The sequence below is a fragment of the Nocardia sp. NPDC056000 genome, from assembly GCF_042269265.1.
In the GTDB taxonomy this organism is placed as follows: Bacteria; Actinomycetota; Actinomycetes; order Mycobacteriales; family Mycobacteriaceae; genus Nocardia.
In genome coordinates, this window is sequence record NZ_JBHJXS010000002.1 from 470,282 (window position 1) to 495,886 (window position 25,605).

Sequence of the window (25,605 nt, forward strand, 5' to 3'; positions counted from 1 at the left end):
CGGCGAACGCGCCGGGGCATTCGTCGTTGCCGGGGTGGCCGGATTGCGGCTAAACCGCCGGGTCGGTCTCTTTCTGTGTGTCCGGTAACAGCTGCGGTCTTTTTTCTGGGGTAGCTCTCAACAAAAAGTTCGGTAACCCTTAAACTATTGTTGTGAGTACCAGCCTGACCGAACCGCGCTCGACATTCCAGCGAGCGAGATCGGCCACGGTCCTGCTCGGCCCGGCCTTTGTCGCCGCCATCGCCTACGTCGACCCCGGCAATGTGGCATCCAATATCAGCGCCGGAGCCAAATTCGGCTACCTGCTGGTCTGGGTCATCGTCATGGCCAATGTGATGGCGGGACTGGTGCAATTCCTGTCCGCCAAACTCGGCCTCGTCACCGGCATGTCGCTACCGGAAGCGGTGCGCGACAAGGCCGGTCGCAAAACCCGGCTCGCCTACTGGGCGCAGGCCGAAACCGTCGCCATGGCAACCGATCTCGCCGAGGTGGTCGGCGGGGCCATCGCATTGAAACTGCTGTTCAACCTGCCGCTGCTGCTCGGCGGCGTCATCACCGGCATCGTCTCGCTCGGCCTGCTGCTGGTGCAGAACAAGCGCGGGCAGAAACCGTTCGAACGCGTGATCACCGGCATGCTCGCGGTCATCGCCATCGGATTCCTTGCCTCGGTGGTGATTTCACCGCCCTCGGCATCGGGGACCATCGGCGGGCTGGTGCCGCGCTTCGACGGTAGCGAGAGCGTGCTGCTGGCCGCCGCCATGATCGGCGCGACCGTCATGCCGCACGCGGTCTACCTGCATTCGGCGCTGGCCCGCGACCGGCACGGCAGTCCGGAACCGGGTCCGGCGCGCGCCCGGCTGCTGCGCATCACCCGCTACGACGTCGGACTGGCCATGCTGCTCGCGGGCACGGTCAACCTCGCCATGCTGCTCATGGCCGCCGGAACCCTGCGCGGCCGCGAGGATGTGGACTCGCTCGAATCCGCGCACGCCGCGGTGCGGGACACCCTCGGACCCGCCGCCGGACTGCTGCTGGCGATCGGCCTGCTCGCCTCCGGTCTGGCCTCCACCTCGGTCGGTGCGTACGCGGGCGCGATGATCATGGAGGGTCTGCTCAACCGGACCATTCCGCTGCTGGTCCGCCGCCTCATCACGCTGATCCCGGCCCTGGTCATCCTCGCCATCGGCGTGGATCCCACTCAGGCCCTGATCATTTCGCAGGTGGTGCTGTCCTTCGGCATCCCCTTCGCCCTGATACCCCTGGTCCGCTTCACCGCCGACCGCAACCTCATGGGCGATGACGTCAACCCCCGCCTCACCACCGCCCTGGCCTGGCTGGTCGCCCTGATCATCTCGGCCTTGAACGTGGCCCTTATCTACCTGACCGTCACTGGCAAATAGACCGGAATTCGCACGGCGCGAGCCGTTTTCGCTATTCGGCGAAGACGGCCTTGCGCTTGCCGAGCATGGCGGCCGCGCCCTCGGCGAAGTCGGGGGCCTGCAAAAGCTCTGTCTGGCCGGTCTTTTCGGCTGCCAAGGCGGCGTCGAGGGATGTCAGGGTCGCCGTGTTGAGGGCGCGTTTGGTGAGTTCGAGGGCGCGGCGCGGGCCGTGCGCGAGCTTGGCCGCGGCGGCTTCGACCTTCGCGTCGAGGTCGGCTTCGGGGTAGACGCCGGTGATCAGGCCGCGGCGGACCGCCTCGGTGACCGGCAGGCGATCGCCCAGCAATGCCATTTCGGCGGCCAGCGGACGACCGGCCGCGGCGGCGACCATCGCGGCCGCACCGCCATCGGGCATGAGGCCGATATTGATGAAGGCCAGCAGTAGGTACGCGTCCTCGGAGGCGTAGGTGAGGTCGGCCGCGAGCGCGAACGCGACGCCGACACCGGCGGCCGCGCCGCGCACCCGGGCGATCACCGGGATCGGCGCGTCCACGATCGCCTTGATCATGGAGTTCGCCGCGTCCATGGTCATTTCCGGCGTGATGCCGCGGGTCTTCTCGCCGGGTGCGGCCGCCAGATCCGCGCCGGTGCAGAAATCGCCGCCCGCGCCGGTGAGTACGATCACCCGGACCGCGGGGTTCTCATATGCCGAAAGCACCGTCCCGGCGAGCCCGACCATGGTGTCGTAGTCCAGGGCGTTCTTGCGCTTGGGATTGGTGATGGTGACACGCAGCACCCGGTCGTCCAGCACAGCGGTGTAGCCCGGGGTCGTCGCAGTGTTGCTCATGTCTGCTCCTGCTCTGCGTGCGGTGCGAATCGCAGCGCAATGTGTTCAGCTGTGCGAATTGTGGTTAACTTAGGTGGATCCGTCCGGCACTGTCAACAGCCGGTGCCGTTGAGAAGGAGAAAGTGCATGGTCGCCGATCGCAGCGAAGCAGGACTCGCTTCCGCGCGACCTTCCGGCGACCCCGGCCCCCGGCGACGGCCCAAGAATCGCAAGGCCCAGATTGTCGGCGTGGCCGCCCGCGCCTTCGCTGAGCGGGGCTATCACCCGGTCGGCGTGGACGAGATCGCCGCCGAGGTCGGCATTTCCGGGCCCGCGCTGTACCGGCACTTCAGCAATAAATACGCCATGCTCGTCGCCGCCGCCGAAATGGGCGCGCAGCAACTCCTGGACGCCGCCAAGGCCGCCGACAACCCGAAGCTGGAAGCGGAACCGCGACTCACCGCACTGATCCGCGGCATCACCGAGTACACCATCGAGGTGCGGCGCGAGGGCGGCCTCTACCGCTGGGAGCGCCGCTACCTGGAGCGCGATGACCGCGCCCGCATTCGCGTCATCTACGCCGAACTGCACGAGACCGTCGCCGCCGCCATCGCCGAGCTGTACCCGGACGCCGATCCCGCCGATGTCATGCTGCGGTCCGCCGCGGTGCTGTCCGCCATCGGCAGCGTCACCGGACATCGCACCGCACTGTCCAACGCGCGAATCGTGGCCCTGCTCAACGACATCTGCTGGGATATCCTGCGCGCCGAGCTACCCCCGCCGCCCCCGCCCGTCACCGGCGACGCGATCGTGCGCGGGCTGCCCGTCATCTCCAAACGCGAACAGCTGCTCACCGAGGCGATTCGGATCTTCGGCAGGCAGGGCTATCACGAATCCAGCATCGAGGAGATCGGCGCGGCCGCGGGCATCAACGCCTCCAGCGTCTACCGCTACTTCAGCAGTAAGGCCGATCTGCTCGCCGCCGCCTTCCACCGCACCGGCGAACGCGTGGCCATCGCCAATGCCGAAGCGCTCTCCGAGGCCACCGGCCGCGCCGACGCCTCGGTCCGGATCGCCGAACGCTTCGCCCGCATGACCTTCGCCATGCCGGAGATCCTGCCGGTGTACTTCGCCGAATTCTCCAATCTGCCCGCGTCCGAACAACATCGGCTGCGCTCGATCCAGCGGCAGAACGTACTGGAGTGGGCGAACCTGCTGGACGGCGATCAGATCGAGGCGCGCTTCCGGGTGCACGCCGCCATCGGCCAGGTCATCGACGTCGGCCGCCGCCTGCGCTTCGACGCCCGCCCCCAGCAGCTCGCACGGGTGCGCGCGCTGATGAGCGCGGTGCTGCTGGGGACCGAATCAGACGCGGTGGCGCAGCCGGAATAGCGCTCGCGCCATGCGCAGCCGCTGAGGATGATTATCGAAGGTGCCCAGCGGATCTCGGTGCCGCTGTTCGGTAATCAACTGCGAGTGTGAGAATTCCAGCAGCGAATGCGGATCGCGAATGCGGCCCGGACCGTTCACGCCGTACACCGGGGTGGCGTTGACCGTCACCAATCCGGTGCGCAGCCGATCCGCGAATTCCGGGACACTGCGCACATCGCGGGTGAAAACCGCTACGGGCAGCGATCTTTCGGGCGCGTTGACCCGTTCCACGGCCTCATCCATATCGGCCACCCGATTGACCACGAGCACCGGGCCCACGGCTTCGCCGGTGATGGCGATGCTGGTTTCGGGGACCTCGGTCAGCACGACGGGTTCGATATAGGGCTCGCGAATCGATTCCAGGCTGCCCACCACGGCCCGGCCGCCCCGGGTGAGCGCGTCCCGGATCTGGCGGCGCACCACATCCAATTGCGCGTCCAGCACCATCGGCCCGTAGGAGGCGCGGCGATCGGCGGCGGGCCGCAGGGCGCGCGCCTGTTCGGCGACGAGTTCCAGGAACGGCTCGTACACCGAATCGGCCACGTAGACCACGTGCACCCCGGCCGGATGCTGTCCGGAATGCGCCATGGCACCGTGGATCGCCGCCGCGGCGGCCGTGTCCAGCCGGGCGTCGACCTGCACGATCATCGCCCCGCGCCCGCCCTGTTCGACGACCAGGGGAGTGCCGGACTGGGCGCACAGCGCGGTCACCTCGCGGGCTCCGGCGAGCGAACCGGTGTAGGCGATCTTGTCCAGATGGGCTTTGCACAGTGCGGCGGCGGTGCCGCTGTCACCGGTAACCACCTGCAGCACAGGCTGACTGGGGGAGAGCCGATTCCAGCTGTCCGCCAGCCAGGCACCCACACCCGGGGTGAGCTCACTGGGTTTGAACACCACGGTGTTACCCGCGGCCATCGCGCTCGCGATCGAATTCATCGGCGCGAGAACGGGATTGTGCCAGGGACCGAGCACACCGACCGCGCCCAGCGGCAGCTGTCCGATGGAGCCGGGCCGATCGCGGCGGAACCGGGTGGCGGTGCGGGTGGTGCGGCTCAGCGTCCGTTCGGCATGGCGGGCAACCCAATCCAGATGTTCGACCGCCAGGGTCACCTCGACGGCGGCGTCCAGCCGTGGCTTGCCGGTCTCATTGCTGATCATCTCGACCAGATCCCGGGTGCCGCGCGCGATGGCGCGCTTCCAATCCAGCAGCCAGCGTTTGCGCCCGGCGAAATCCAGTGCCGCCCACCATTGTTCGGTGGTGCGGGCGGCGCGAACGGCGCGCGTCAGCTCACCGGCGCCCATAATCGCGAAATCACCCACGACCTCCCCGGTTCGCGGGTCGTACGAAGTAAGGACCTTGGCGCGGCCCGTTCCCGTGCGCGCCGCCCGTGGCTGCTGCGCAGACTCGGCCATGGTTACCCTCTCGTGGCCATCGAACACTCCCCTCCTCGTCAGACTATGGTTCCGCGCGCACCCCGGACAAGGTGCGGAAATTCCATCAGACCGCCCGGTCTGGCTCTGGATCAGCGGCTATTCGGAAACCTATTGGTTTGTGGCCAAGGTCACGTTTGTCCGGCAGCTGCTGAGGCAAAGCAACGACCCAGTTTCCGGACGGCCGGTAACATCGCGCGCGACGGAGTGGATCATCCCCGAGGGGATGTGGGGACCCGCCGCCCGGGGCGACTCGAATTGCCCGCCCAGCCGATAGTGGAGAGTTGATGCCGAGCTTGGACAAACCGGATTCGCCGCAAACCGTGACAGCAGTACGCGACGGGAGCGAACCGGCCGTATACGTCGAAGACGTACGCAAATCGTTCGGCGACGTGCACGCCCTGCGGGGCATCAGTTTCACCGCAGCCCGCGGCCAGGTGCTCGGCATCCTCGGACCCAACGGTGCGGGCAAGACCACCTGCGTCAAGATCCTGTCCACCCTGCTGCGCCCCGATTCCGGCATCGCCAAGGTCGCCGGACACGATGTGCGCAAGGACGCCGCCGCGGTACGCCGGTCCATCATGATGACCGGGCAGTACGCCGCCCTCGACGAGAACCTCTCCGGTCGCGAGAACCTCGAACTCTTCGGACGGCTCATGGGCCTGCCGCGCAAGGCCGCCCGCCAGCGCGCCGACGCCCTGCTCGAGGAATTCGACCTCACCAGCGCGGGCCGCCGCGCGGTCCGGCACTACTCCGGCGGTATGCGCCGGCGCGTCGATATCGCCTGCGGACTCGTGGTGCGACCCGAAGTGGTGTTCCTCGACGAACCCACCACCGGCCTCGACCCGCGCAGCCGCCAGGGCGTCTGGGATCTGGTCAACGCGCTCAAGACACAGGGCATCACGGTACTGCTGACCACGCAGTATCTCGAGGAAGCCGATGTGCTGAGCGACAACATCATCGTCATCGACAAGGGCACCGTCATCGCCGAGGGCACCGCGGACGCGCTCAAGGAGAAGACCGGCGGCAGCTACTGCGAGGTCGTGCCGCTCGATCCGACCCACCTGAGCCAGGCCGCCGACGCGCTCGGCGATCTGGTGCCCGCCAGCGTGCGCGCCGAGGTCAATGGCAGCGACCGGCTGTCGATTCCGGCCCCGGAAGGCGCCGCGACGCTGGCCGAGGCGCTGCGCCGACTCGACAGCGCCGGAATCGAACTCGCCGATATCGGACTGCGCCGCCCCTCGCTCGACGATGTGTTCCTCTCGCTCACCGGACATTCGGGCGGCACCCAATGAGCGCTCCCGCCGTCGAGCGCAGCGACCTATTCGCGGGACTGCCCAGGTCCAAGCCGAACAGCTTCGGCCAGTGGCGCGCACTCACCGGCCGCATCCTGTGGGTGATGGCCACCAAGGGTGAACTCGCCTTCGCCTGCGTCACCCCGCTGGTGCTGACCCTCGGCTTCTACCTGCCGCTCAAATACGTCATGAACTTCCGCGGCATCGACTACGCGCAGTTCGTCATGCCGATCATCGTGCTGCAGACCATGTCCGTGACCATGATGTCGAATGCGCAGATGGCCGCGTTCGAGGCCATGACCGGATTCAACACCCGCTTGCAGACCATGCCGGTCGGCAAGATGGTGCCGCTGCTCTCGCGCATCAGCGCGGGCATGGTGCGGTCCATCGTCTCGCTGGCCGCCGCCATCGGCTGGGGCCATATGATCGGCTTCCACTTCGTGGCGGGCTGGGGCCAGACCATATTGTTCTGCGCCTTCTCCCTCGCGGTCGGCACCGTGCTCGGCATCGGCGCGGACGCGCTCGGCTCACTCACCAAGAGTCCCGAATCGCTCAGTCAGGCATTGACCCTGCCGACGCTCATCTTCGGCATGCTGTCCTGCGGGTTCGTGCCGGAATCCGGCTTCCCGGAATGGGTTCGGCCGTTCGTGCGCAATCAGCCCATCTCACAGTTCTCGTTCGCCATGCGCGATATGGCCGCGAACGGCGTGACCTGGGACGTGTTTTGGGTGCCGCTGCTGTGGGTGGTCGGCGCCGCGGTGCTGTTCACCCCGGCCGCGGTCTGGGCGAGTATGAGGCGGTCATGAGTTCCGTAGTCGAGGCCGGCACGCTCGAGGGCGATGTGGAAACGGTCGAAAAGGATTCCTGGGCGGGGCATCAGCCGCTGCCCAAGGTGCGCCCGCGCAATGAGCGGGCCGTACTGGTGTGGCTGGAACAGAGCCTCATCCAATGCAAGCGACTGCTGATCGGCTGGGCCCGCGACCCCGCGACCACCATTCAGACCATCGTGTACCCGGCCGCGACGCTGATCATGTTCCGCATCGTGCTCGGTGACTCCATCACCTCGGCCACCGGTGAACCCAGCATCTACGGCACCGTGCCGATGGTCATGCTGGTCGCGGCCATGTCCGGATCGGTGGTGTCCGCGCTCGGCTTCAAGGTCGAGAAGGTCACCGGACTGCTCGGGCGATTCTGGACCATGCCCGTGCACCGCGCGGCCGGACTCACCGGGCGACTGCTCGCCGAGGCCATCCGCGTCCTGGCCACCTCGCTGATCGTGCTCGCGGTCGGACTGTGCCTGGGCTTCCGATTCTGGTTCGGCCCAGCCGCTTCCATCGCCATGCTGTTGATCCCGGTGCTGTTCGGCATCGGCTTCGCGGTGCTGGTGACCGCGCTCGCCACCATCACCGAGGGCGTGATGCTGGTGCAGGTCATCGGCGTCATCAATACCCTGCTGATGTTCTTCAACACCGGTTTCGTGCCGGTCTTCGCGTACCCGACCTGGTTGCAGAAGACGGTGGAGAACCAGCCCATGAGTACGGCCATCGACGCCATGCGCGGTCTCGCCTACGACGGGCCGATCGCCATGCCGCTCATGAAGACGGTCGCGTGGGCCATCGGCATGGTGCTGGTATTCGGGTATCCGGCGATCCGCGGCTACCGCCGGGCAGCCGAGACCGGAGCCTGATCGTTCGCTGACTCGGGGCGGTACTCGGTGCACACCGGGTGCCGCCCCGTCGTCGTTCCACCGGTGGTCAGAGTGTGAAAATGCGTCTCGCATGCGAGCTTTGAGCCGATTGCGGAGGCGCAGTGAGAGTGTGGCGCGCGTCACGCTAGGGTATGCGCATGGCTTACCTGGTAACCGGAGCAACCGGGTTCATCGGTCGGTTCCTGGTTCCTCAACTCATCAAGCGCGGTGCCGACGTCCATGTGCTGGTGCGCCCCGGCGAAGACTCCGTCCTGCGCTTCAACCGCTGCCTGCGCGGCTGGGACGCGGGGGACCGGGTCCGCGCCGTCCGCGGCGACCTCAGCGCGCCCGGCGTCGGCATCGACCCGGACTGGATTGCCGCGCACCGGGGTTCGATCGACCACGTCTTCCACCTCGCCGCCGGACTCGACTCCGTCGCACCCGGCGGCGGCACCCGGCGCATCGCCGAACTCGCGGCGCGGCTGGAAGCGGGCCTGCTGCACCATGTTTCGACCGTGCAGATCGCCGGCGGCTGGGACGGGGTGTTCACCGAGGACATGTTCGACGTCGGCCAGGTGCTCGGTTCGCCGTACCAGCGCGCCATGCTCGAGGCCGAGAAGGCGGTCCGAGATCAGGACGGGGTGCCGTGGCGGATCTACCGGCCCTCCATCGTCATCGGCGATTCGCACACCGGCGAGATCGACCGCATCGACGGGCCCTACTACTTCTTCCGGCTGCTGCGCATGGCGGCGCAACTGCCGCGCATCCTGCCCGTGGTGTCACCGAAACTGGGGACCACCAATATGGTTCCGGTCGACTACGTGGTGCGCGCGCTCGACCACATCGCGCACCGGCCCGGCGGCGGGGGAGCCACCTATCACCTGTCCGACCCGCGCGAACAGAGCGTCGCCGAGGTCTTCAACCTCTTCGCCGACGAGGCGGGCGCACCGCACCTGATGGAGGTGCTGCCCAAACAGACCCTCGACGTGAGCCTGCGCGTCCCCGGTATGGGCTGGGCGCTGCGCCAGGTCGGCGTACCCGCCGAGGTCATCGAACACAGCGAATTCAGCTGCCACTTCGACTCCCGGCAGGCGCAGGCCGCACTCGCCGGAACCGATATCAAGGTGCCGCCGCTGGTCGGCTACGCACCCATCATCTGGAAGTACTGGATCGAGAACTGGGTGTGAGCGCGAGACCGTCAGGGCGTGGAGGTCTGTTCGTGATCGGATAGCTCGGCGCGCGGCTCCGCACGGCCGTAATCCCAACCCACCCAGCGGTTTCGGTTGCGCCAGCCGACCAGGTCGAAGCGCCAGTTGAACGGCCAGGTGCGGGCGACCGTCATGAACAGCACCCCGCCCAGCGCGGCGTAATCGTCATGCGCGGACAGCAGCGCCCGCTGCTGGCGCGGCGATGCGGTGAAGAACGCGTCGAACATGGAGACCGACTGTTCGGTGGTGAGCCGCCCCAGGCCGTACACCCCGCGCATGCGCATCCAATAGACCAGCCGCGCCTGCCGCGACCACAGCGCCGCGATCGGATCCTCGCCCCGGCGAACGGCTTCGACGGCGGTATCGGCCAGCGCCAGCGAATCCGCCACGCTGTATCCGGTGCAGGGATGCATCATCCCGCCCCGCGAACCGAACGGAACCACCTGCCCCGCACCGGCTTTCGGCGGCGCGTCATCCAGCGGATAGTGCGCGGCCTCGGTGGGTTCATCGCCGGTGAGCCGAATCCCGTGCCGCTCCAGCCGATGCAGCGTCCGCTTGCGCAATTCGTGCTGCGGCATACCGCCCTGCAATCCGAGACTGGTCTCCTCGAAAACCACGGTCCCGTCGCCCAGCGGCATGGCGTAGAGGAAGGAGGGCGGCTCATCGGCCCCCGCGCCGTTCTCGCTCCGCCAATCCAGCAGCAGGCCCTCGCCGGGCGTGACCATGGGCGCGGCGATCTCCTCGCGCACGAAAATGCCGTGTGCCGCAGCGGTTCTGCGCTGTCCCGGCGCGGCCTGCCCGCGGGTGTCGACAACCACATCGGCCCGAATCTCGGTGCCGTCCGCCAACTCCACCCGATGTGCGTCGACCACCGTGGCCCGTCCCGCGCGGACAGTGGCGTCATCCAGCGGCAGCGCGGCCTTCAACCCCGGCTTCGACAGCACGCAATACGGCCGATCGATCCGATGCTCGGCCTTGGTCCACACCACCGGCCGCTCCACCCGGCTGGCAATCACGCTCTGCGGCAACCACTCCGGCAGTTCATCGATCCAGCAGGAGTACGTCGGCGGCCACAATCGCTCCGGCCGCGGATCCACCGCGACGACCTTCAATCCGGCGGCCATGGCCCGATGGGCCAGCGCCTGCCCCGCGGGCCCCAGCCCGACGATGCAGATATCCGCCACCCCATTTACCGCCAGGCCACTCATACTTCGCATTCAAACAGCCCCGCCCCGGAACCGATAGGTCCGGGGCGGGGTGGTTTCGAATGTCCTGCTCTACTTCGGCGTCACCCAGGTGGTGATATCCGCGTGCACCACCTCGAGGCCGGACTTGTCGTAGATCGACACGGGGACCACGAGGTTCTGGCCCTCGGTGATCGACGGGAAGTCGGGCAGTTCGGGGAGCTTGGCCACCGCGCGCAGGCTGGAGTTGGCCTTGGCCAGGTACTGCACATTCATGGCCTTGGGAATCCAGCGGTGCGTGTCCGGGACGGTGGCCTCGGACAGCATGCCCATGGCGACCTCGGCGAGATTGCAGGCCGCGATGGCGTGGAAGGTGCTCAGGTGGTTGTGGATACCGAACCATTTCGGCGCGGTGACCTCGCACAGTCCGGGTTCGAGGCGGATCACGGTCGGGAGCACGGTGCCGAAGTAGGGGACGCGCGCGACCATGCCGAGGGAGAAAAGGGTGTGGCCGAGCCGATTGTCCGGCAGCTTCTTCCAGCCGCGGTAGGTGGCGGTCTCTTTCGTCATATCGGGTATCTTACTCAAAAGTAAGTTATCCGGAAGCCGGGTGCCGCCGAGTTCATCGCGGATCATCGCGACGCGCCCGGGCTGCGACACCCCGTAGGTCACGGGTCGCTCGGAACGCCGGTTGTGACCTGCCCCATCGCGTTTTCGGTCCGGTGGGGGGTCGATTTGAAGTCCCCCATAGCCGTGGGGCATACTGTTCAGGTTGCCCGCACCGGGTTGTGCCTTCCTACGGGAAAGTCGCAGGTGGTGACGGGGAAGCAAGACCCACTCTTGTACCTCGCCGTTTAGGCGCGGGTGCTTCCGGGACAAGGTTCCAAGGCTCAGAGATCACTCGGGCCGAAGAATGAGCGGATGGGCGACACGCCCGACCGCGTGGACCGGACGGAACCATGACAGATGAACAGCGGCGATGGATCGGGCCCCAGGTGGGCCGGTCGTGTGGTGGCTGATGCGTCTTCGTGTGTTCGGGCTGTGCAAATGAGGGTGTTTCGGGAGCGAAAGCTCCTGGGGCACAAACGTTAAGCGGAGAAAAGGACACTCAGCGTGGCGGGACAGAAGATCCGCATCAGGCTCAAGGCCTACGACCATGAGGCGATCGACGCGTCTGCGCGCAAGATCGTCGAGACGGTGACCCGTACCGGTGCCCGTGTCGTCGGCCCGGTGCCGTTGCCCACCGAAAAGAACGTGTACTGCGTCATCCGTTCGCCGCACAAGTACAAGGACTCGCGCGAGCACTTCGAGATGCGTACGCACAAGCGGCTGATTGACATTCTCGACCCCACGCCGAAGACGGTCGACGCTCTCATGCGTATCGACCTCCCGGCCAGCGTCGACGTCAACATTCAGTGACGGGGATTCCAGATATGACTGACAACAAGAGCAGGCCGGCTGCCGGCATCCTGGGAACCAAGCTCGGTATGACCCAGGTCTTCGACGAGAAGAACCGCGTTGTTCCGGTGACCGTCGTCAAGGCCGGTCCGAACGTCGTGACCCAGATCCGCACCGCCGAGCGCGATGGCTACGCCGCCATCCAGATCGCTTACGGCGCAATCGATCCGCGCAAGGTGAACAAGCCGGTTTCCGGCCAGTTCGCCAAGGCCGGTGTCACCCCTCGCCGCCACATCACGGAGATCCGCGTCGCTGACGTCGATTCCTTCGCGGTCGGCCAGGAAATCGGCGCGGACGCCTTCGAAGAGGGCACCTACGTCGACGTGACCGGAACCTCCAAGGGCAAGGGCTTCGCCGGCACCATGAAGCGTCACGGCTTCGCCGGTCAGGGCGCCTCGCACGGTGCGCAGGCTGTGCACCGTCGTCCGGGTTCCATCGGTGGTTGCTCCACCCCGGGCCGCGTGTTCAAGGGCATGCGCATGTCCGGCCGGATGGGTAACGACCGCGTCACCACGCAGAACCTCTCGGTCCACAAGGTGGACGCCGAGAACGGTCTGCTGCTGATCAAGGGCGCGATCCCGGGCCGCACCGGCGGCATTGTGATCGTCAAGAGTGCAGTGAAGGGTGGTGCCCGGGCATGAGCACCGAGACCAAGACCAACCTGACGCTTCCGGTCAAGGCCGCAGGCGGCAAGACCGAAGGCACCGTCGAGCTCCCCGCGGAGATCTTCGACGTGACCGCCAACATCGCGCTGATGCACCAGGTCGTCGTGGCCCAGCGTGCCGCGGCTCGCCAGGGCACGCACGCCACCAAGACCCGCGGTGAAGTCCGCGGTGGTGGCCGCAAGCCTTACCGCCAGAAGGGCACCGGCCGCGCCCGTCAGGGTTCGACCCGTGCGCCGCAGTTCGCCGGTGGTGGCACCGTCCACGGCCCGCAGCCGCGCGATTACAGCCAGCGTCTGCCCAAGAAGATGAAGGTCGCCGCACTGCGCGGTGCTCTGTCGGACCGGGCGCGCAACGAACGCATCCACGTGATCACCGAACTGGTCCCGGGTCAGACCCCGTCGACCAAGGTCGCCAAGAGCTTCCTCGCCGAGCTTTCGAGCCGCAAGCAGCTCCTGGTCGTCGTCGGCCGCGAGGACATCGCCACGTGGAAGAGCGTTGCGAACCTGCAGAACGTGCACCCGATCGCTCCCGATCAGCTGAACACCTATGACGTGCTGAAGGCCGATGAGGTCATCTTCTCCGTCGAGGCGCTCAACGCCTTCGTGCACGGCCCTGCCGAAGCTGCACAGGAGGAGAGCAAGTGACCACGATCGCCGACCCCCGCGACATTCTGCTGGCGCCGGTCATCTCCGAGAAGTCCTACGGACTGATCGAAGAGGGTACGTACACCTTCATCGTGCACCCGGACTCCAACAAGACGCAGATCAAGATTGCCGTCGAGAAGGTCTTCGGCGTCACGGTGACCAGCGTCAACACCGCTAACCGTCAGGGCAAGCGCAAGCGGACCCGCGCCGGTTACGGCAAGCGCAAGAACACCAAGCGCGCGCTCGTGACCCTCTCGGCCGACAGCAAGCCCATCGAGATCTTCGGAGGCCCGGTCGCGTAAGCGCCTGGGAATCCAGAAAGTAGAGAAGAACTCATGGCAATTCGTAAATACAAGCCGACTACCCCGGGTCGTCGTGGCGCTTCGGTTTCGGACTTCGCCGAAATCACCCGCTCGACCCCCGAGAAGTCGCTGCTGCGTCCGCTCACCAAGACCGGTGGCCGTAACGCTCAGGGCCGCATCACCACCCGTCACAAGGGTGGTGGCCACAAGCGCGCCTACCGCGTCATCGACTTCCGCCGCCTCGACAAGGACGGTATCCCGGCCAAGGTCGCTCACATCGAGTACGACCCGAACCGCACCGCCAACATCGCGCTGCTGCACTTCGCCGACGGCGAGAAGCGGTACATCATCGCGCCCAAGGGCATTGCCCAGGGCACGAAGATCGAGTCCGGCACCGGCGCCGACATCAAGCCCGGCAACAACCTGCCGCTGCGCTCGATCCCGACCGGTACCACCATCCACGCGGTCGAACTGCGTCCGGGTGGCGGCGCCAAGATGGCTCGCGCCGCGGGTATGAGCATTCAGCTGCTGGGTAAGGAAGGCGCCTACGCCGTCCTGCGTATGCCTTCCGGTGAAATCCGTCGCGTCGATGTGCGCTGCCGCGCCACCATCGGCGAGGTCGGCAACGCCGAGCAGTCGAACATCAACTGGGGCAAGGCCGGCCGTATGCGCTGGAAGGGCGTCCGCCCGACCGTCCGTGGTGTCGTCATGAACCCGGTCGACCACCCGCACGGTGGTGGTGAAGGTAAGACCTCCGGTGGTCGCCACCCGGTCTCGCCGTGGGGTAAGCCGGAAGGCCGCACCCGCAAGCCCAACCGTCCCAGTGACAAGCTCATCGTCCGCCGCCGCGGCAAGAAGCGTTAAGGAGGAGGTTAGACATGCCACGTAGCCTGAAGAAGGGCCCGTTCGTCGACGGCCACCTCCTGAAGAAGGTGGACGTTCAGAACGAGAAGGGCACGAAGCAGGTCATCAAGACCTGGTCGCGTCGTTCCACCATCATTCCCGATTTCATCGGTCACACCTTCTCGGTCCACGACGGCCGTAAGCACGTGCCGGTGTTCGTGTCCGAGAACATGGTTGGACACAAGCTCGGTGAATTCGCGCCGACGCGGACGTTCCGCAGCCACGTCAAGGAAGATCGGAAGAGCAAGCGGCGATGAGCACTGAAACTCAGAATCAGACCGCGCGCGCAACCGCCAAGCACGTGCGCGTGACGCCCATGAAGGCTCGTCGTGTCGTGGACCTGGTCCGCGGCAAGCGTGTCGAGGATGCGCTGAACATCCTGCGGTTCGCCCCGCAGGCTGCCAGCGAGCCGGTCGCCAAGGTTGTCGCTTCGGCGGCCGCCAACGCCGAGAACAACCTCGGCCTGAACCCGGCGACCCTGGTCATCTCGACGGCGTTTGTCGACGAGGGCGCGACCATGAAGCGTTTCCAGCCGCGTGCCCAGGGCCGTGCGTTCCGGATTCGCAAGCGCACCAGCCACATCACCATCGAGGTCGAGAGCGTGCCCACTGCCGGCGCTGCCACTCGTAGCCGCCGGAAGGGAGGGGCAAAGTAAATGGGACAGAAAATCAACCCCCATGGCTTCCGCCTCGGTATCACCACCGACTGGAAGTCGCGTTGGTACGCCGATAAGCAGTACAAGGAATACGTCGGCGAAGACGTCAAGATCCGCAAGCTCCTCTCCACCGGTATGGAGCGCGCGGGCATCTCGAAGGTCGAGATCGAGCGCACCCGCGATCGCGTCCGTGTGGATATCCACACCGCGCGTCCGGGCATCGTGATCGGCCGTCGTGGCGCCGAAGCCGACCGCATCCGTGCCGAGCTGGAGAAGCTCACCGGCAAGCAGGTGCAGCTGAACATCCTCGAGGTCAAGAACCCCGAGTCGGATGCGCAGCTCGTTGCCCAGGGTGTGGCCGAGCAGCTGTCGAACCGTGTGGCGTTCCGTCGTGCGATGCGTAAGGCCATTCAGTCGGCCATGCGTTCGCCGAACGTCAAGGGCATCCGCGTGCAGTGCTCGGGCCGCCTCGGTGGCGCCGAAATGTCGCGCTCGGAGTTCTACCGCGAAGGCCGTGTGCCGCTGCACACCCTTCGTGCGGACATCGACTACGGCCTGTACGAGGCCCGCACCACCTTCGGCCGCATCGGCGTGAAGGTGTGGATCTACAAGGGCGACATCGTCGGTGGCAAGCGTGAGGTCACCGCGACCGCAGCGCCGGCCGGCGACCGTGATCGCCCGCGTCGTGAGCGGCCGAGCCGCCCGCGTCGTTCGGGTGCCCAGGGCACAACCGCGACCAGCACTGAGGCCGGGCGTGCCGCGACTGCTGTCGCGGAGGCTCCGGCTGAGACGACCCAGGAGGGCTGACCTATGTTGATGCCTCGCAAGGTCAAGCACCGTAAGCAGCACCACCCGAGCCGTTCGGGCATGTCCAAGGGCGGCACGGCGGTTTCCTTCGGTGAGTACGGCATCCAGGCTCTGGAGCCGGCTTACGTGACCAACCGTCAGATCGAGTCGGCGCGTATCGCGATGACCCGCCACATCAAGCGTGGCGGCAAGATCTGGATCAACATCTACCCCGATCGCCCGCTCACCAAGAAGCCGGCCGAAACCCGCATGGGTTCCGGTAAGGGTTCGCCGGAGTGGTGGATCGCGAACGTGAAGCCCGGACGGGTCATGTTCGAGATGTCTTACCCGAACGAGGAGACCGCTCGTGAGGCCCTGCGCCGCGCGATGCACAAGCTCCCCATGAAGTGCAGGATCGTGACGCGAGAGGAGCAGTTCTGATGGCTACCGCTAATCCGGCAGCAGAGCTGCGTGAGCTGACCGAGGAAGAGCTCGTCGCGAAGCTTCGCGAAGGCAAGGAAGAGCTGTTCAACCTGCGCTTCCAGATGGCGACCGGTCAGCTGACCAACAATCGTCGCCTGCGTGTGGTCCGTCACGAGATCGCCCGCATCTACACGGTCATGCGTGAGCGCGAGCTCGGCCTGGCCTCCGGTCCGCAAGGCAAGGGAGACGCCGCATGAGCGACGTAAAGGGCCCGGCCAAGACGCCGGCCAAGGCAGAAGAGCGTGGCCAGCGCAAGGTGCGCATCGGTTACGTTGTGTCCGACAAGATGACCAAGACCATCGTGGTCGAGCTGGAAGATCGCGTGAAGCACAAGCTTTACGGCAAGATCATCCGCACCACCTCGAAGGTCAAGGCGCACGACGAGAACGAGATCGCCGGTATCGGTGACCGCGTGCAGCTGATGGAGACCCGTCCGCTGTCCGCCACCAAGCGCTGGCGTCTGGTCGAGGTGCTGGAGAAGGCCAAGTAAGGTCTGCTCCATCCTCGACGACAGTCGAAATACGAAGGCCCGCTTCCCCTGTGGAGGCGGGCCTTCGTCGTATCACGGGTCAGGTGATCAGAGCGCGCCCATATCGGCGGATAGCCAGTGCTCGGGACGCATGTAAACCGCGACCTGTTCGCCGATGCCGAGTTCCTCGGTGGACTTCAGGTACTTGTCGACCTGCGGGGGAGTGAGATAGCGCGAGGCCATCTCATGGTGCATCTCGTCGGTCATGACGGTGATGCGGTCGATCGGGCCCTCGGCCGTCACATAGCGGACGGTGGGTTCCACCACCTGCGCCATGATGCTGAAGCGGCCGGACTCCTTCAGCAGGCGCATCTTCTGTGACTCGGGCCCGGTGATGATCCACAGTTCGCCGCCGGGGGTGTACTGGTACCAGATGGGGACGTTCAGGGGCGCGCGACCGGGCTTGTTGTTCACGGCCAACGCGCCGATGTGTGGTTGGGCCAGGAAACTCTGTCGTTCTTCCAACGTCAGTGCCATACCTCCACGCTAGCGCGGGGGTACGACCGGTTCGGGTCGCCGGGACAGATCGGGGACGCCGAACAGCGCCATCGTCACCTGATAGACGTGCGTGGTGAGGGTCGGCAGCGCGCGCGGTCCAGGGCCCTGGATGCAGTCGCGAATGCGATCGTCGATGGCTCCGATGAGGGCGTCGAAGAAGTCGTCGGGAATCTCGGCGGGGATGTCACCGGCGGCGTGGCCGATCCGGAAGGCGGCCCGCATGCGCTGTGCCAGACGGTTTTTCATATGCCGCCGCTGTTCCGCCACCACGGGTCCGGCGGCGAGGCATTCCACGTGCAGGGCGCGGGCGCAGTCGGCGTTGTCGCTGAGCGCGCGCAGGTATTCGCCGAGCGTGGTGTGGATGAGTGTGCGCCAGTCGGAATGCGGTGTGCTGGCGATACTTCGGTCGAGCTGTTCGATGACGAGGTCGACCGCGGCCTCGAAGGCGGCGAGGAAGCATTCGTCCCGATCCCGGAACAGCTGATAGAAGGTGCGCCGCGAAACCCCTGCGCGCGCAACGATATCCGCCACCGTGGTGGCGTTGTAGCCGCGTTCGGAGACGGCCTCGAGCACGCCGAAGAAGATGCGCATGCGCTGTGAGTGCACGACGTCCTCCGGATTGATGCCGTGGGTGCCGGGCGGCAGGCGGCGGCGATCGAAGCCGGATTCCAGAGCCATCTCCAGAGCATAGAGTCGCGCGGGCTGTGAGGCGCGCCACAGTTGGGGCAAAGCTGTGACCCAGACACCATTCGTGGCCATCATAGGTACGCCACAGTTTATAAGCCGGGATCGTGTCGGATGCCCGGATGGAGGGGAGCACGCATGATCGGGAGAGCCCGCAGCCACCTGATCCGAGTAGCCATAGCCGCCGTAGCCATCACCATGACCTCGCTGTCTGTGACGCCGACCGCCGCGGCCGAAACCCCGCCGGACGGCGGTGAACTCGGGCAATCCTGGCTGGCCGCGCACGACGGACCGGCGAAATATCCGGGCCGCTATCCCGGCGAGGTGCACATCGATTTCGATGTGCCGATCACCATGAGCGACGGAACGGTGTTGAAGGCCAATGTGTATCGGCCCGTCGACGCCAATGGCGTACCGGTCACCGATCCGCTGCCGACCATCGTCAATCTGACGCCCTATACCAAGTTCGCGTCCTGGCTGGCCGATGTGGCGCTGTCGGTGCCGTGGCTGTCCGATGCCCTGATCCAACTGGTGAACAGCGTGGATCTGACCGGGACACCACTGTCCTCGGTCACGGATCTGACCCGGGTGCTCAGCGGCGGCGCGGCCCGGACCTTCGGCGCGGACCGCAGGCTCATCCAGCACGGTTACACCCAGATCGTGGTGGACACCCGCGGCACCGGCTATTCGCAGGGCGCGTGGCAGTTCTTCCAGAGTCGCGAGACCCAGGATTCGGTCGAGGTGATCGACTGGGCATCGAAACAGCCCTGGTCGGACGGCAATATCGGGATGAACGGCATCTCGTACTCGGGCATCAACCAGTACATGGTGGCCGCGCAGAATCCGCCCGCGCTCAAGGCGATCTTCCCGGTGGAGGGCAGTACCGACAAGATCGGTGACGTGGCCGCGCCCGGTGGCGGGCTCGGTTTGTTCGCGCCGCTGTACATCGCGTTCATCGATGTGATCCAGAACTTCCCGGATCCGGTCGGCGTCGTACTCGGCCATCTGGACGCGAAATGGCTGATGGACCGTGTCACAACGCCTTTCGAGTTCTTCGACTACATCATCATGGCGCTGACGCCCTCGGTGGATCTGCTGCCCGAGCCGCTGAAACAGGCATTGCGGCCGGGAAGTGAACTGCGCGAGGCGTTCTCGGACAGTCATCCCGAGCGCATCAAGGTGCCGACCTTCGCGTACGGCGGCTGGCAGGACATCTTCGCGCCGTCCAGCGCCATGTCGTTCGATCGGATTCCGCTGCCGCCGGAGCAGAAGAAGCTGATCATGGGCGACACCTATCACGCGAATCCCGGTTCGGGCCTGGGCAATCCGGGTAAGCCGCCGCGGCTGGACGTGCTCCAGATGGCCTGGTACGACAAGTGGCTCAAGGGCATCGACAACGGTATCGATCAGTACGGCCCGGTGGTGCTGTGGCAGCAGGGCGGCGGCTGGACCGCGACCTCGTGGCTGCCGCGGCCGACGTCGGAGTACCGGCGCATGTACCTCTCGCCCGCGCGCAGCGGTACCGCGAACAGCCTGTACGACGGATCCCTGAACGGCGACGGCACCGATGCCCCCGCGCAGCTGACGGTTTCGCCGCTGACCGGTATCACCGCACTCTGCTCGCGCGATATGGCGGTCGAATCACTGGGGATAACCTCGGTGATCGACGGCTGCACCAAGGATGACCGCATTCACGAGCTCGGCGGCCTGACCTTCACCAGCACACCGGTTTCCGAGGCGACGGTCATCTCGGGGCCGATCAATGTGCATCTGAACACCGCGTACGACTCCTCCGAGGGCTACTGGTCCGTCACGGTGAATGACGTTGCGCCCGATGGTCGTTCGACCGTGGTGGCCAGCGGTCAGCTCACCGCGTCACTGCGTGCGGTGGATGAGGACAAGAGCAAGCGGAACGCGGCCGGTGATCTCACCGAGACGGCGTATCTGCTGACCTTGGATTCCCGGCAGCCGCTGGTGCCCGGTCAGCCGACGACGATCGATATCGCGGTGAATCCCGTTGACGCGGTGCTGCAACCGGGCCATCGGGTGCGAATCGATGTGTACGCCAGCAATTTCCCGCGCGGTGTACTGCTGCCGCCGCTGCTGGTCGAGAGCCGTCTCGCGAATCAGCATGTGCTGCTCGATCCTTCGGAGCCGAGCTACGTCAACCTGCCGTTGAGCCGCGCGATCGCATAGCCCGGCGATCGCATAGTCAGGAGGGGAGAAGGCCCGCTTCCGGTTGGGGGAGCGGGCCTTCGCGCTGTGCGCCGCGGGTTCAGGCGGGGGTGTGCAGGGATTCGACGGTGCGGACCAGCGGTGCCAGTTCGGGATTGCCCGCGGCGTCGTCGAGGGCTTCGCGCAGGGCGGCGTCATTGGTGGGCCGTGCGGCTTCCAAGAGCTCGCGCCCGGCGTCGGTGACCTTGGTGTAGATGCCGCGGCGATCGGTGGGGCAGAGGTACCGCGCGAGCAGTCCGCGATCTTCGAGCCGGGTGACCAGGCGGGTGGTGGCGCTCTGGGACAGCACGATGGCGTCGGCGACCTGTTTCATCTGGAGCATGCCGCCGGTGCCGTCGTGCTGGCGGCTCAGTACGTCGAGCAGGGAGTATTCGCGCACGCTGAGCTCGTGTTTCGCCTGGAGTGCGCGTTCGATGTGCGCTTCGATCCGCCCGTGCAGCACGGTGAGCGCGCACCAGCCCTGGGCGAGACCGGTGAGTGCGGGATCGGTGGCAGTCATATGACCAGGATAGACCACTTCCGCGAATGCCCGCGCTTGCAAGTAACACGCGTCTGCAACTATTGTGTTTGCAATAACGCGCTCTTGCAATCGTATGGAAGGTGTAGTCATGCCGCTCGCACTGCTGGCCCTGGCAATCGGGGCCTTCGGAATCGGCACCACCGAGTTCGTCATCATGGGCCTGCTGCCCGAGGTCGCCGGTGACTTCGGGGTGTCCATTCCGACCGCCGGCTGGCTGGTCACCGGCTATGCGCTCGGCGTCATGCTGGGTGCGCCGATCATGACCGCGCTGGGCACCCGCGTCCCCCGCAAGCGCATGCTCATGCTGCTGATGGGGTTCTTCATCGCCGGGAATCTCATCTCCGCCATCGCCCCGGTCTTCGGCGTCATGCTGATCGGCCGCGTGGTCGCCTCACTGGCGCACGGCGCGTTCTTCGGCATCGGCGCGGTGGTCGCCGCGGATCTGGTCGCCCCGGATCGCAAGGCCGGTGCCATCGCCATGATGTTCACCGGTCTGACGGTCGCCAATGTGGTCGGCGTACCGCTGGGCACCTTCGTCGGTCAGCAGATCGGCTGGCGCGTCACCTTCGCCATCGTGGCGCTGCTGGGTGTGGCGGGTCTGGCCGGAATCGCCAAGCTGGTTCCGAACCTGCCCACGCCCGAGGATGTGAACCTGCGCCGGGAGTTGGCCGCTTTCAAGAATATTCAGGTGTGGCTGGCCAACGGCATGACCGTGCTCGGCTTCGGTGCGGTATTCGCGGCGATCACCTATATCGCCCCGATGATGACCGAGATCGGCGGTTTCGCGGACGGTTCCATCACCTGGCTGCTGGTGCTGCTCGGCCTGGGGATGGTTGTGGGCAATCTGGTGGGCGGTAAATTCGCCGATCGCGCGCTGATGCCGATGCTGTATATCTCGTTGTCCGCGTTGACGATCGCGCTGGCGCTGTTCACGGTCACCGCGCAGGTGAAGGTGCTGGCCGCGATCACCATCTTCGTGATCGGCGCGCTCGGCTTCGCGTCGGTGCCCTCGCTGCAGAAGCGCGTGCTGGATCAGGCTCCCGAGGCCCCGACACTGGCGTCCGCCGTGAATATCGGCGCGTTCAATCTCGGAAATGCCTTGGCCGCGTGGCTCGGTGGGCTGACGCTCTCGGCGGGGCTGGCCTATACCGCGCCGAATTGGGTGGGTGCGGGGCTTGCCGCCTCGGCCCTGGTGCTGGCGCTGGTGTCCGCCGCGCTGGAGCGCCGCGAAACCGGTGCCGCGGCGGCGGTTTCCGAACCCGTTCTCGTCTCGGCGGCGCGCTGACGTCGCGCCCGTCGTCGCGGTTTCCGCGCGGTGGCGGGCATTCGGCGTTTCGCAATTGTGCGTTCGGCGTTTCGCGAGCTGAGCCGTATTCCGTACCGCACGTTCTTGTATGGCGTTTGTCGCATTGCTAGTCTCGGCGACGTGCCCGCTACCGGGTACAGATCCTCGGGCGCGATCGGTGTGTGAATGCTCGACAATGTGGTTCGGGTCGCGATAGTCGGAATGGGACCTCGCGGTCTGAATGTATTCGAACGGATTTGTGCCAATGCTCGACAGCTCGGTAATTGCGCGGGCGTCGAGCTGATCCTGATCGACTCGAAAAGGGTTGGCACGGGCGCGGTCTGGCGGACCGATCAGCCTGCTCAGCTGCTGATGAACACGGTCGCCGAGCAGGTCACCATCTTCACCGATGACACGGTGGAGATGGCCGGTCCGGTAGATAGAGGGCCGAGTTTGTACGAATGGTCCAATTTCCTCGCCAAGATCGGCAATTTCGCCGGATTGCCCTCCGGCGCTTATCGAGAAGCGCTGCGCATCCGCGCCGATACCTATCCGCCGCGCTACTTCTACGGCCATTATCTGCGCTGGGCATTCGAACGCACCCGGGATCGCTATTCCGAATGGGTGCATACGCGCGAAATTGTGGCTACCGCAACCGATTTGTGGGACGGCCCGGGCGGATTGCAGGAACTCGAACTGAGCACCGGCGAACGCATTCGCGGACTGCACGCGGTAGTCCTTGCCCAAGGGCACCTGGGCGAGGAGCCGCCGGAAGAGCCCGGCTCCCTGCATGATTCGGCACGCACCCTGGGCCTGGGCTATACCGCCCCCGCCAATGCCGCCGATATCGACGTGCACGCCATCCCCGAGCGGGAACCGGTGCTCATTCGCGGCCTCGGTCTCACCTTCTTCGACTATCTGGCGCTGCTCACGGTCGGTCGCGGTGGCTGTTTCAAGGAGTCCGACGCCGGACTGGAGTACGTGGCCTCCGGACATGAGCCGCTGATCATGGCGGGCTGCCGCCGGGGCGTACCGCATCACGCGCGCGGTGAGAACCAGAAGGGTGTGGACGGCCGCTACGCGCCGATCCTGTTGAATCCCGAGCGCATCGCCCGATTGCGCAGTCGCTCACGCAAATTCGGCGATGTGTCGTTCCGGCACGATGTGTGGCCGCTCATCGCCCGCGAGGTCGAATCGGTGTACTACGCGGCGCTGCTGGCCGAGCGGCTGAGTCCGCAACGGCTGGAAGCGTTCCGGGACGCCTATCTGGGCGCGCCCGCCGCCGATTCCGCGGAACTGTTGCAGCGCTTCCACATCGGGCAGGACGAGCAGTGGGATTGGTCCACGCTGGTCGATCCCACCGGCGGCCGCGGTTTCGGCGCTCCCGCCGAATTCCACGATTGGCTGCTCGGTTATCTGGACGCCGATGTGCGCGCGGCCCGGCTGGGCAATGTGCGCGGTCCGGTGAAGGCGGCCCTGGATGTGCTGCGCGACCTGCGCAATGAGGTCCGGCTGGTGGTCGATCACGGCGGTATCGCCGGATCGTCGTACCGCGATGATCTGGACCGCTGGTACACGCCCATGAACGCCTTCCTGTCCATCGGCCCGCCCGCCAGCCGCATCGCCGAACTGTCCGCGCTGATCCGGGCGGGCGTGGTGCGGGTCATCGGCCCGGGCATGCGACTGCGGGTCGATAGCGGGCGGCGGCTGTTCAGTGCGGAGTCCCCGCAGGTGGCGGGCTCGCAGGTGCGCGGACGGCATCTCATCGACGCCTGGATGCCCGCACCGGACTTGCGCCGCACCGCCGATCCGCTGCTGCGTAATCTGCTGGGCCGCAAGGATGTCAGCGGTTTCAGCATGGGTTCGCCGGACGGCAGCAGCTATCGCACCGGCGGTCTGGCGCTGGCTCCCAACACCCATCATCTGGTGGACGGTGAGGGCCGAATCCAGCACCGCCGCTACGCCTTCGGGGTGCCCACCGAATCGGTGCGCTGGGTGACCGCGGCCGGTCCGCGACCCGGCGTGAATTCGGTGACGCTGGCGGACGGCGACGGGATCGCCCGCGAGATCCTGACCACACACCGCTATGAGCGCTCCGCGAATTCCTCTGAAAGGCAAGGCGATATGGCGATCGAATACGGTCTGCTGTCCCCGGTGGGGGTGGGCGCCCCGGTGGAATCCCTGCTCGGCGACGATGCCTGGATCGAGGCCATGCTGGAGGTGGAGCTGGCGCTCTCGCGGGCGCAGGCGCGCCTGGGCATGGTGCCCGAGGTGGTGCCCGAACATATGGCCCTCGCGGTGCGCGGCCACACCTTCGATGCCCGTGAGATCGCCGAAGCCGCACGGGGAGCGGCGAATCCGGTGGTGTGCTTCGTGGAGCGGCTGCATCGCGCGGTCGCCGATATCGATCCGGTGAGCGCGAACTACGTGCACTACGGGTCGACCAGTCAGGACATTCTCGATACCGCGACCATGTTGATCGCGGCGCGCGTGCTGTCGGTGATGATCGCCGACCTCAACGGGATTCTGGCCGGACTGGCGGAATTGGCGCGGCGGCACCGCAGTACGCCCATCGCCGGTCGCACCCTGGCCATGCAGGCGGTGCCGACCACATTCGGCGCGAAGGTGGCGGTGTGGATGCAGGGCATTCTGGATGCCCGTGAGCGGTTGTGCCAGGTGCGAACCGGGCTGCCGGTGCAATTGGGCGGTGCGGCGGGCACTTTGGCGTCGTACATCGAATGCGCGCGCTGCGGTGAATCGGAGCTGTCGGTGGCCACCAGCGGCGAGATCATGGAGAAGTTGAGCGCGGAATTCGCCGCGGAACTCTCACTCGCGGTGAGCGCGACCCCCTGGCATACCGTGCGCACCCCGATCGCGGATCTGGCGTCGTCACTGGCGCTTACCTCCGGGGTGCTCGGCAAAATGGCGGTTGACGTGATCTCGCAGTCCCGTACCGAGATCGCCGAGGTCTACGAGCCCGCAGCCGAGGGGCGCGGTGAATCCTCCGCCATGCCGCAGAAGCGGAATCCGGTGCTGAGCACCATGATTCGGGCGGCGGCCCTGCAGGTCCCGGCGCTGGCCTCGACGCTGTTCGGCGCGCTGCTGGCCGAGGATGAGCGCCCCGCGGGTTCCTGGCATGCCGAATGGCAGCCGCTGCGCGAATGTCTACTGCTGGCGGGCGGCGCGGCGCATACCGCGGTGGAATTGGCCGAGGGACTGACCGCCGACGCCGATCGGATGACCGCGAATCTGACGCTCACCGAGGGGCAGATCGTGTCCGAACGCCTGTCCATTCGGCTGGGGCCGCTGCTGGGTAAGCCGGTGGCGAAGAAGACGCTGCAATCGGCGTCGTACGAATCGCAGTCCAGCGCACGGCCTTTGGCCGAGGTGCTGGCCGAATCCCCGGATATCGCACTGCATTTGAGCGGACCCGAACTCGATGATCTGCTGCGCCCGGAGAACTATCTCGGCGCGGCCCCCGATCTGGTGGATCGGGTGCTGCGCCGAATGTGAGGTG

General features: G+C 66.4%; 27 protein-coding genes. 20 read left to right on the forward strand and 7 right to left on the reverse strand.

What is annotated here, in order from left to right; genetic code table 11:
• Nucleotides 1–152: 152 nt before the first annotated feature.
• Nucleotides 153–1,400 carry an Nramp family divalent metal transporter gene (locus ACFC4D_RS07025; protein ID WP_375962917.1) on the forward strand — a complete coding sequence of 416 codons (1,248 nt, stop codon included), beginning with the start codon at nucleotides 153–155 and terminating at the stop codon, nucleotides 1,398–1,400.
• Nucleotides 1,401–1,431: 31 nt separating this feature from the next.
• On the opposite strand, the gene ACFC4D_RS07030 is transcribed toward ACFC4D_RS07025, so the two are convergent.
• Nucleotides 1,432–2,226 carry an enoyl-CoA hydratase-related protein gene (locus ACFC4D_RS07030; RefSeq protein WP_375962920.1) on the reverse strand — a complete coding sequence of 265 codons (795 nt, stop codon included), beginning with the start codon at nucleotides 2,224–2,226 and terminating at the stop codon, nucleotides 1,432–1,434.
• A gap of 126 nt (nucleotides 2,227–2,352) precedes the next feature.
• Here ACFC4D_RS07030 and ACFC4D_RS07035 point away from each other — a divergent pair, with 126 nt between their 5' ends.
• Complete coding sequence (locus ACFC4D_RS07035) at nucleotides 2,353–3,597, forward strand: TetR/AcrR family transcriptional regulator (RefSeq protein ID WP_376062076.1); 1,245 nt, start codon at nucleotides 2,353–2,355, stop codon at nucleotides 3,595–3,597.
• Here ACFC4D_RS07035 and ACFC4D_RS07040 read toward each other — a convergent pair.
• Nucleotides 3,571–5,049 carry an aldehyde dehydrogenase family protein gene (locus ACFC4D_RS07040; protein WP_376062077.1) on the reverse strand — a complete coding sequence of 493 codons (1,479 nt, stop codon included), beginning with the start codon at nucleotides 5,047–5,049 and terminating at the stop codon, nucleotides 3,571–3,573. The two genes, ACFC4D_RS07035 and ACFC4D_RS07040, sit on opposite strands and share 27 nt — an antisense overlap.
• 305 nt (nucleotides 5,050–5,354) lie before the next feature.
• Between ACFC4D_RS07040 and ACFC4D_RS07045 the strand changes: the two genes are divergently transcribed.
• The 4 genes from ACFC4D_RS07045 to ACFC4D_RS07060 all read left to right on the forward strand — a co-directional run bounded on the left by ACFC4D_RS07045 (nucleotide 5,355) and on the right by ACFC4D_RS07060 (nucleotide 9,236).
• A complete protein-coding gene (locus ACFC4D_RS07045) occupies nucleotides 5,355–6,362 on the forward strand; it encodes an ATP-binding cassette domain-containing protein (RefSeq protein WP_364641168.1) in 1,008 nt (335 codons plus the stop codon).
• Nucleotides 6,359–7,168, forward strand: coding sequence for an ABC transporter permease (locus ACFC4D_RS07050; protein WP_376062078.1), 810 nt, complete (start codon nucleotides 6,359–6,361; stop codon nucleotides 7,166–7,168). Before ACFC4D_RS07045 ends, ACFC4D_RS07050 begins: the two co-directional genes overlap by 4 nt.
• Nucleotides 7,165–8,049, forward strand: coding sequence for an ABC transporter permease (locus tag ACFC4D_RS07055; RefSeq protein WP_364641162.1), 885 nt, complete (start codon nucleotides 7,165–7,167; stop codon nucleotides 8,047–8,049). The genes ACFC4D_RS07050 and ACFC4D_RS07055 overlap by 4 nt, the downstream gene beginning before the upstream one ends.
• Before the next feature lie 158 nt (nucleotides 8,050–8,207).
• Nucleotides 8,208–9,236: an SDR family oxidoreductase gene (locus ACFC4D_RS07060; RefSeq protein ID WP_375962928.1), complete on the forward strand. Its 1,029-nt coding sequence runs from the start codon at nucleotides 8,208–8,210 to the stop codon at nucleotides 9,234–9,236.
• Nucleotides 9,237–9,247: 11 nt separating this feature from the next.
• Here the strand turns inward: ACFC4D_RS07060 and ACFC4D_RS07065 are convergent, their stop codons facing one another.
• A complete protein-coding gene (locus ACFC4D_RS07065; RefSeq protein ID WP_376062079.1) occupies nucleotides 9,248–10,465 on the reverse strand; it encodes a lycopene cyclase family protein in 1,218 nt (405 codons plus the stop codon).
• 69 nt (nucleotides 10,466–10,534) lie between these two features.
• Nucleotides 10,535–11,011, reverse strand: a complete 477-nt coding sequence (locus ACFC4D_RS07070; RefSeq protein WP_364641153.1) for a hotdog fold domain-containing protein — start codon at nucleotides 11,009–11,011, stop codon at nucleotides 10,535–10,537.
• 543 nt (nucleotides 11,012–11,554) lie between these two features.
• Between ACFC4D_RS07070 and rpsJ the strand changes: the two genes are divergently transcribed.
• The 11 genes from rpsJ to rpsQ are packed head-to-tail and all read left to right on the forward strand — an operon-like array spanning nucleotide 11,555 to nucleotide 16,827.
• The gene (gene rpsJ, locus ACFC4D_RS07075) at nucleotides 11,555–11,860 is read left to right on the forward strand and encodes a 30S ribosomal protein S10 (RefSeq protein WP_003938093.1); all 306 of its coding nucleotides are present in this window, start codon (nucleotides 11,555–11,557) and stop codon (nucleotides 11,858–11,860) included.
• Nucleotides 11,861–11,874: 14 nt separating this feature from the next.
• Nucleotides 11,875–12,540, forward strand: a complete 666-nt coding sequence (gene rplC / locus ACFC4D_RS07080) for a 50S ribosomal protein L3 (protein ID WP_364641150.1) — start codon at nucleotides 11,875–11,877, stop codon at nucleotides 12,538–12,540.
• Nucleotides 12,537–13,208, forward strand: coding sequence for a 50S ribosomal protein L4 (gene rplD, locus ACFC4D_RS07085; protein WP_364641147.1), 672 nt, complete (start codon nucleotides 12,537–12,539; stop codon nucleotides 13,206–13,208). The genes rplC and rplD overlap by 4 nt, the downstream gene beginning before the upstream one ends.
• Nucleotides 13,205–13,510, forward strand: coding sequence for a 50S ribosomal protein L23 (gene rplW / locus ACFC4D_RS07090; protein WP_309231514.1), 306 nt, complete (start codon nucleotides 13,205–13,207; stop codon nucleotides 13,508–13,510). Before rplD ends, rplW begins: the two co-directional genes overlap by 4 nt.
• Before the next feature lie 33 nt (nucleotides 13,511–13,543).
• A complete protein-coding gene (gene rplB / locus ACFC4D_RS07095) occupies nucleotides 13,544–14,374 on the forward strand; it encodes a 50S ribosomal protein L2 (protein WP_364641143.1) in 831 nt (276 codons plus the stop codon).
• Between the two features lie 14 nt (nucleotides 14,375–14,388).
• Nucleotides 14,389–14,670 (forward strand): 30S ribosomal protein S19, encoded by a 282-nt coding sequence (gene rpsS / locus ACFC4D_RS07100; RefSeq protein WP_364641140.1) that lies wholly within the window; start codon nucleotides 14,389–14,391, stop codon nucleotides 14,668–14,670.
• Nucleotides 14,667–15,068: a 50S ribosomal protein L22 gene (gene rplV, locus ACFC4D_RS07105; protein ID WP_067519526.1), complete on the forward strand. Its 402-nt coding sequence runs from the start codon at nucleotides 14,667–14,669 to the stop codon at nucleotides 15,066–15,068. The genes rpsS and rplV overlap by 4 nt, the downstream gene beginning before the upstream one ends.
• Nucleotides 15,069–15,875, forward strand: coding sequence for a 30S ribosomal protein S3 (rpsC, locus tag ACFC4D_RS07110; RefSeq protein WP_067571121.1), 807 nt, complete (start codon nucleotides 15,069–15,071; stop codon nucleotides 15,873–15,875). It begins immediately after the preceding gene.
• Nucleotides 15,876–15,878: 3 nt separating this feature from the next.
• A complete protein-coding gene (rplP, locus tag ACFC4D_RS07115; RefSeq protein ID WP_067571123.1) occupies nucleotides 15,879–16,295 on the forward strand; it encodes a 50S ribosomal protein L16 in 417 nt (138 codons plus the stop codon).
• Nucleotides 16,295–16,534: a 50S ribosomal protein L29 gene (gene rpmC, locus ACFC4D_RS07120; protein WP_364641136.1), complete on the forward strand. Its 240-nt coding sequence runs from the start codon at nucleotides 16,295–16,297 to the stop codon at nucleotides 16,532–16,534. Before rplP ends, rpmC begins: the two co-directional genes overlap by 1 nt.
• Nucleotides 16,531–16,827 carry a 30S ribosomal protein S17 gene (gene rpsQ, locus ACFC4D_RS07125; protein WP_067571127.1) on the forward strand — a complete coding sequence of 99 codons (297 nt, stop codon included), beginning with the start codon at nucleotides 16,531–16,533 and terminating at the stop codon, nucleotides 16,825–16,827. Before rpmC ends, rpsQ begins: the two co-directional genes overlap by 4 nt.
• Nucleotides 16,828–16,914: 87 nt before the next feature.
• Here the strand turns inward: rpsQ and ACFC4D_RS07130 are convergent, their stop codons facing one another.
• Complete coding sequence (locus ACFC4D_RS07130) at nucleotides 16,915–17,343, reverse strand: pyridoxamine 5'-phosphate oxidase family protein (protein ID WP_364641133.1); 429 nt, start codon at nucleotides 17,341–17,343, stop codon at nucleotides 16,915–16,917.
• Between the two features lie 9 nt (nucleotides 17,344–17,352).
• Nucleotides 17,353–18,042, reverse strand: coding sequence for a TetR/AcrR family transcriptional regulator (locus tag ACFC4D_RS07135; RefSeq protein WP_376062080.1), 690 nt, complete (start codon nucleotides 18,040–18,042; stop codon nucleotides 17,353–17,355).
• Nucleotides 18,043–18,186: 144 nt separating this feature from the next.
• On the opposite strand from ACFC4D_RS07135, the gene ACFC4D_RS07140 reads away from it, so the two are divergent.
• Nucleotides 18,187–20,244 (forward strand): CocE/NonD family hydrolase, encoded by a 2,058-nt coding sequence (locus tag ACFC4D_RS07140; RefSeq protein WP_375962941.1) that lies wholly within the window; start codon nucleotides 18,187–18,189, stop codon nucleotides 20,242–20,244.
• A gap of 79 nt (nucleotides 20,245–20,323) precedes the next feature.
• Here the strand turns inward: ACFC4D_RS07140 and ACFC4D_RS07145 are convergent, their stop codons facing one another.
• On the reverse strand, nucleotides 20,324–20,782 hold the full coding sequence (locus ACFC4D_RS07145; RefSeq protein ID WP_375962943.1) for a MarR family winged helix-turn-helix transcriptional regulator: 459 nt from the start codon (nucleotides 20,780–20,782) through the stop codon (nucleotides 20,324–20,326).
• Between the two features lie 109 nt (nucleotides 20,783–20,891).
• Between ACFC4D_RS07145 and ACFC4D_RS07150 the strand changes: the two genes are divergently transcribed.
• Together ACFC4D_RS07150 and ACFC4D_RS07155 are read left to right on the forward strand one after the other, a co-directional pair.
• Nucleotides 20,892–22,088 (forward strand): MFS transporter, encoded by a 1,197-nt coding sequence (locus ACFC4D_RS07150; RefSeq protein WP_376062081.1) that lies wholly within the window; start codon nucleotides 20,892–20,894, stop codon nucleotides 22,086–22,088.
• 222 nt (nucleotides 22,089–22,310) lie between these two features.
• Nucleotides 22,311–25,601, forward strand: a complete 3,291-nt coding sequence (locus tag ACFC4D_RS07155) for an FAD/NAD(P)-binding protein (protein WP_376062258.1) — start codon at nucleotides 22,311–22,313, stop codon at nucleotides 25,599–25,601.
• Nucleotides 25,602–25,605 lie beyond the last annotated feature (4 nt).

What these genes read in the sequence shown, in the direction of transcription:
- ACFC4D_RS07150 (WP_376062081.1), top strand. Translation starts at nt 20,892, where the DNA reads ATGCCGCTCGCACTGCTGGCCCTGGCAATCGGGGCCTTCGGAATCGGC.
- rplD (WP_364641147.1), top strand. Translation starts at nt 12,537, where the DNA reads ATGAGCACCGAGACCAAGACCAACCTGACGCTTCCGGTCAAGGCCGCA.
- rplB (WP_364641143.1), top strand. Translation starts at nt 13,544, where the DNA reads ATGGCAATTCGTAAATACAAGCCGACTACCCCGGGTCGTCGTGGCGCT.
- ACFC4D_RS07145 (WP_375962943.1), bottom strand. Translation starts at nt 20,782, where the DNA reads ATGACTGCCACCGATCCCGCACTCACCGGTCTCGCCCAGGGCTGGTGC.
- rplP (WP_067571123.1), top strand. Translation starts at nt 15,879, where the DNA reads ATGTTGATGCCTCGCAAGGTCAAGCACCGTAAGCAGCACCACCCGAGC.
- rpmC (WP_364641136.1), top strand. Translation starts at nt 16,295, where the DNA reads ATGGCTACCGCTAATCCGGCAGCAGAGCTGCGTGAGCTGACCGAGGAA.
- rpsQ (WP_067571127.1), top strand. Translation starts at nt 16,531, where the DNA reads ATGAGCGACGTAAAGGGCCCGGCCAAGACGCCGGCCAAGGCAGAAGAG.
- ACFC4D_RS07045 (WP_364641168.1), top strand. Translation starts at nt 5,355, where the DNA reads ATGCCGAGCTTGGACAAACCGGATTCGCCGCAAACCGTGACAGCAGTA.
- rplV (WP_067519526.1), top strand. Translation starts at nt 14,667, where the DNA reads ATGAGCACTGAAACTCAGAATCAGACCGCGCGCGCAACCGCCAAGCAC.
- ACFC4D_RS07040 (WP_376062077.1), bottom strand. Translation starts at nt 5,049, where the DNA reads ATGGCCGAGTCTGCGCAGCAGCCACGGGCGGCGCGCACGGGAACGGGC.
- rpsC (WP_067571121.1), top strand. Translation starts at nt 15,069, where the DNA reads ATGGGACAGAAAATCAACCCCCATGGCTTCCGCCTCGGTATCACCACC.
- ACFC4D_RS07035 (WP_376062076.1), top strand. Translation starts at nt 2,353, where the DNA reads ATGGTCGCCGATCGCAGCGAAGCAGGACTCGCTTCCGCGCGACCTTCC.
- rpsS (WP_364641140.1), top strand. Translation starts at nt 14,389, where the DNA reads ATGCCACGTAGCCTGAAGAAGGGCCCGTTCGTCGACGGCCACCTCCTG.
- ACFC4D_RS07050 (WP_376062078.1), top strand. Translation starts at nt 6,359, where the DNA reads ATGAGCGCTCCCGCCGTCGAGCGCAGCGACCTATTCGCGGGACTGCCC.
- ACFC4D_RS07060 (WP_375962928.1), top strand. Translation starts at nt 8,208, where the DNA reads ATGGCTTACCTGGTAACCGGAGCAACCGGGTTCATCGGTCGGTTCCTG.
- ACFC4D_RS07130 (WP_364641133.1), bottom strand. Translation starts at nt 17,343, where the DNA reads ATGGCACTGACGTTGGAAGAACGACAGAGTTTCCTGGCCCAACCACAC.
- ACFC4D_RS07140 (WP_375962941.1), top strand. Translation starts at nt 18,187, where the DNA reads ATGATCGGGAGAGCCCGCAGCCACCTGATCCGAGTAGCCATAGCCGCC.
- ACFC4D_RS07055 (WP_364641162.1), top strand. Translation starts at nt 7,165, where the DNA reads ATGAGTTCCGTAGTCGAGGCCGGCACGCTCGAGGGCGATGTGGAAACG.
- ACFC4D_RS07155 (WP_376062258.1), top strand. Translation starts at nt 22,311, where the DNA reads ATGGGACCTCGCGGTCTGAATGTATTCGAACGGATTTGTGCCAATGCT.
- rplC (WP_364641150.1), top strand. Translation starts at nt 11,875, where the DNA reads ATGACTGACAACAAGAGCAGGCCGGCTGCCGGCATCCTGGGAACCAAG.
- ACFC4D_RS07065 (WP_376062079.1), bottom strand. Translation starts at nt 10,465, where the DNA reads ATGAGTGGCCTGGCGGTAAATGGGGTGGCGGATATCTGCATCGTCGGG.
- ACFC4D_RS07070 (WP_364641153.1), bottom strand. Translation starts at nt 11,011, where the DNA reads ATGACGAAAGAGACCGCCACCTACCGCGGCTGGAAGAAGCTGCCGGAC.
- ACFC4D_RS07030 (WP_375962920.1), bottom strand. Translation starts at nt 2,226, where the DNA reads ATGAGCAACACTGCGACGACCCCGGGCTACACCGCTGTGCTGGACGAC.
- ACFC4D_RS07135 (WP_376062080.1), bottom strand. Translation starts at nt 18,042, where the DNA reads ATGGCTCTGGAATCCGGCTTCGATCGCCGCCGCCTGCCGCCCGGCACC.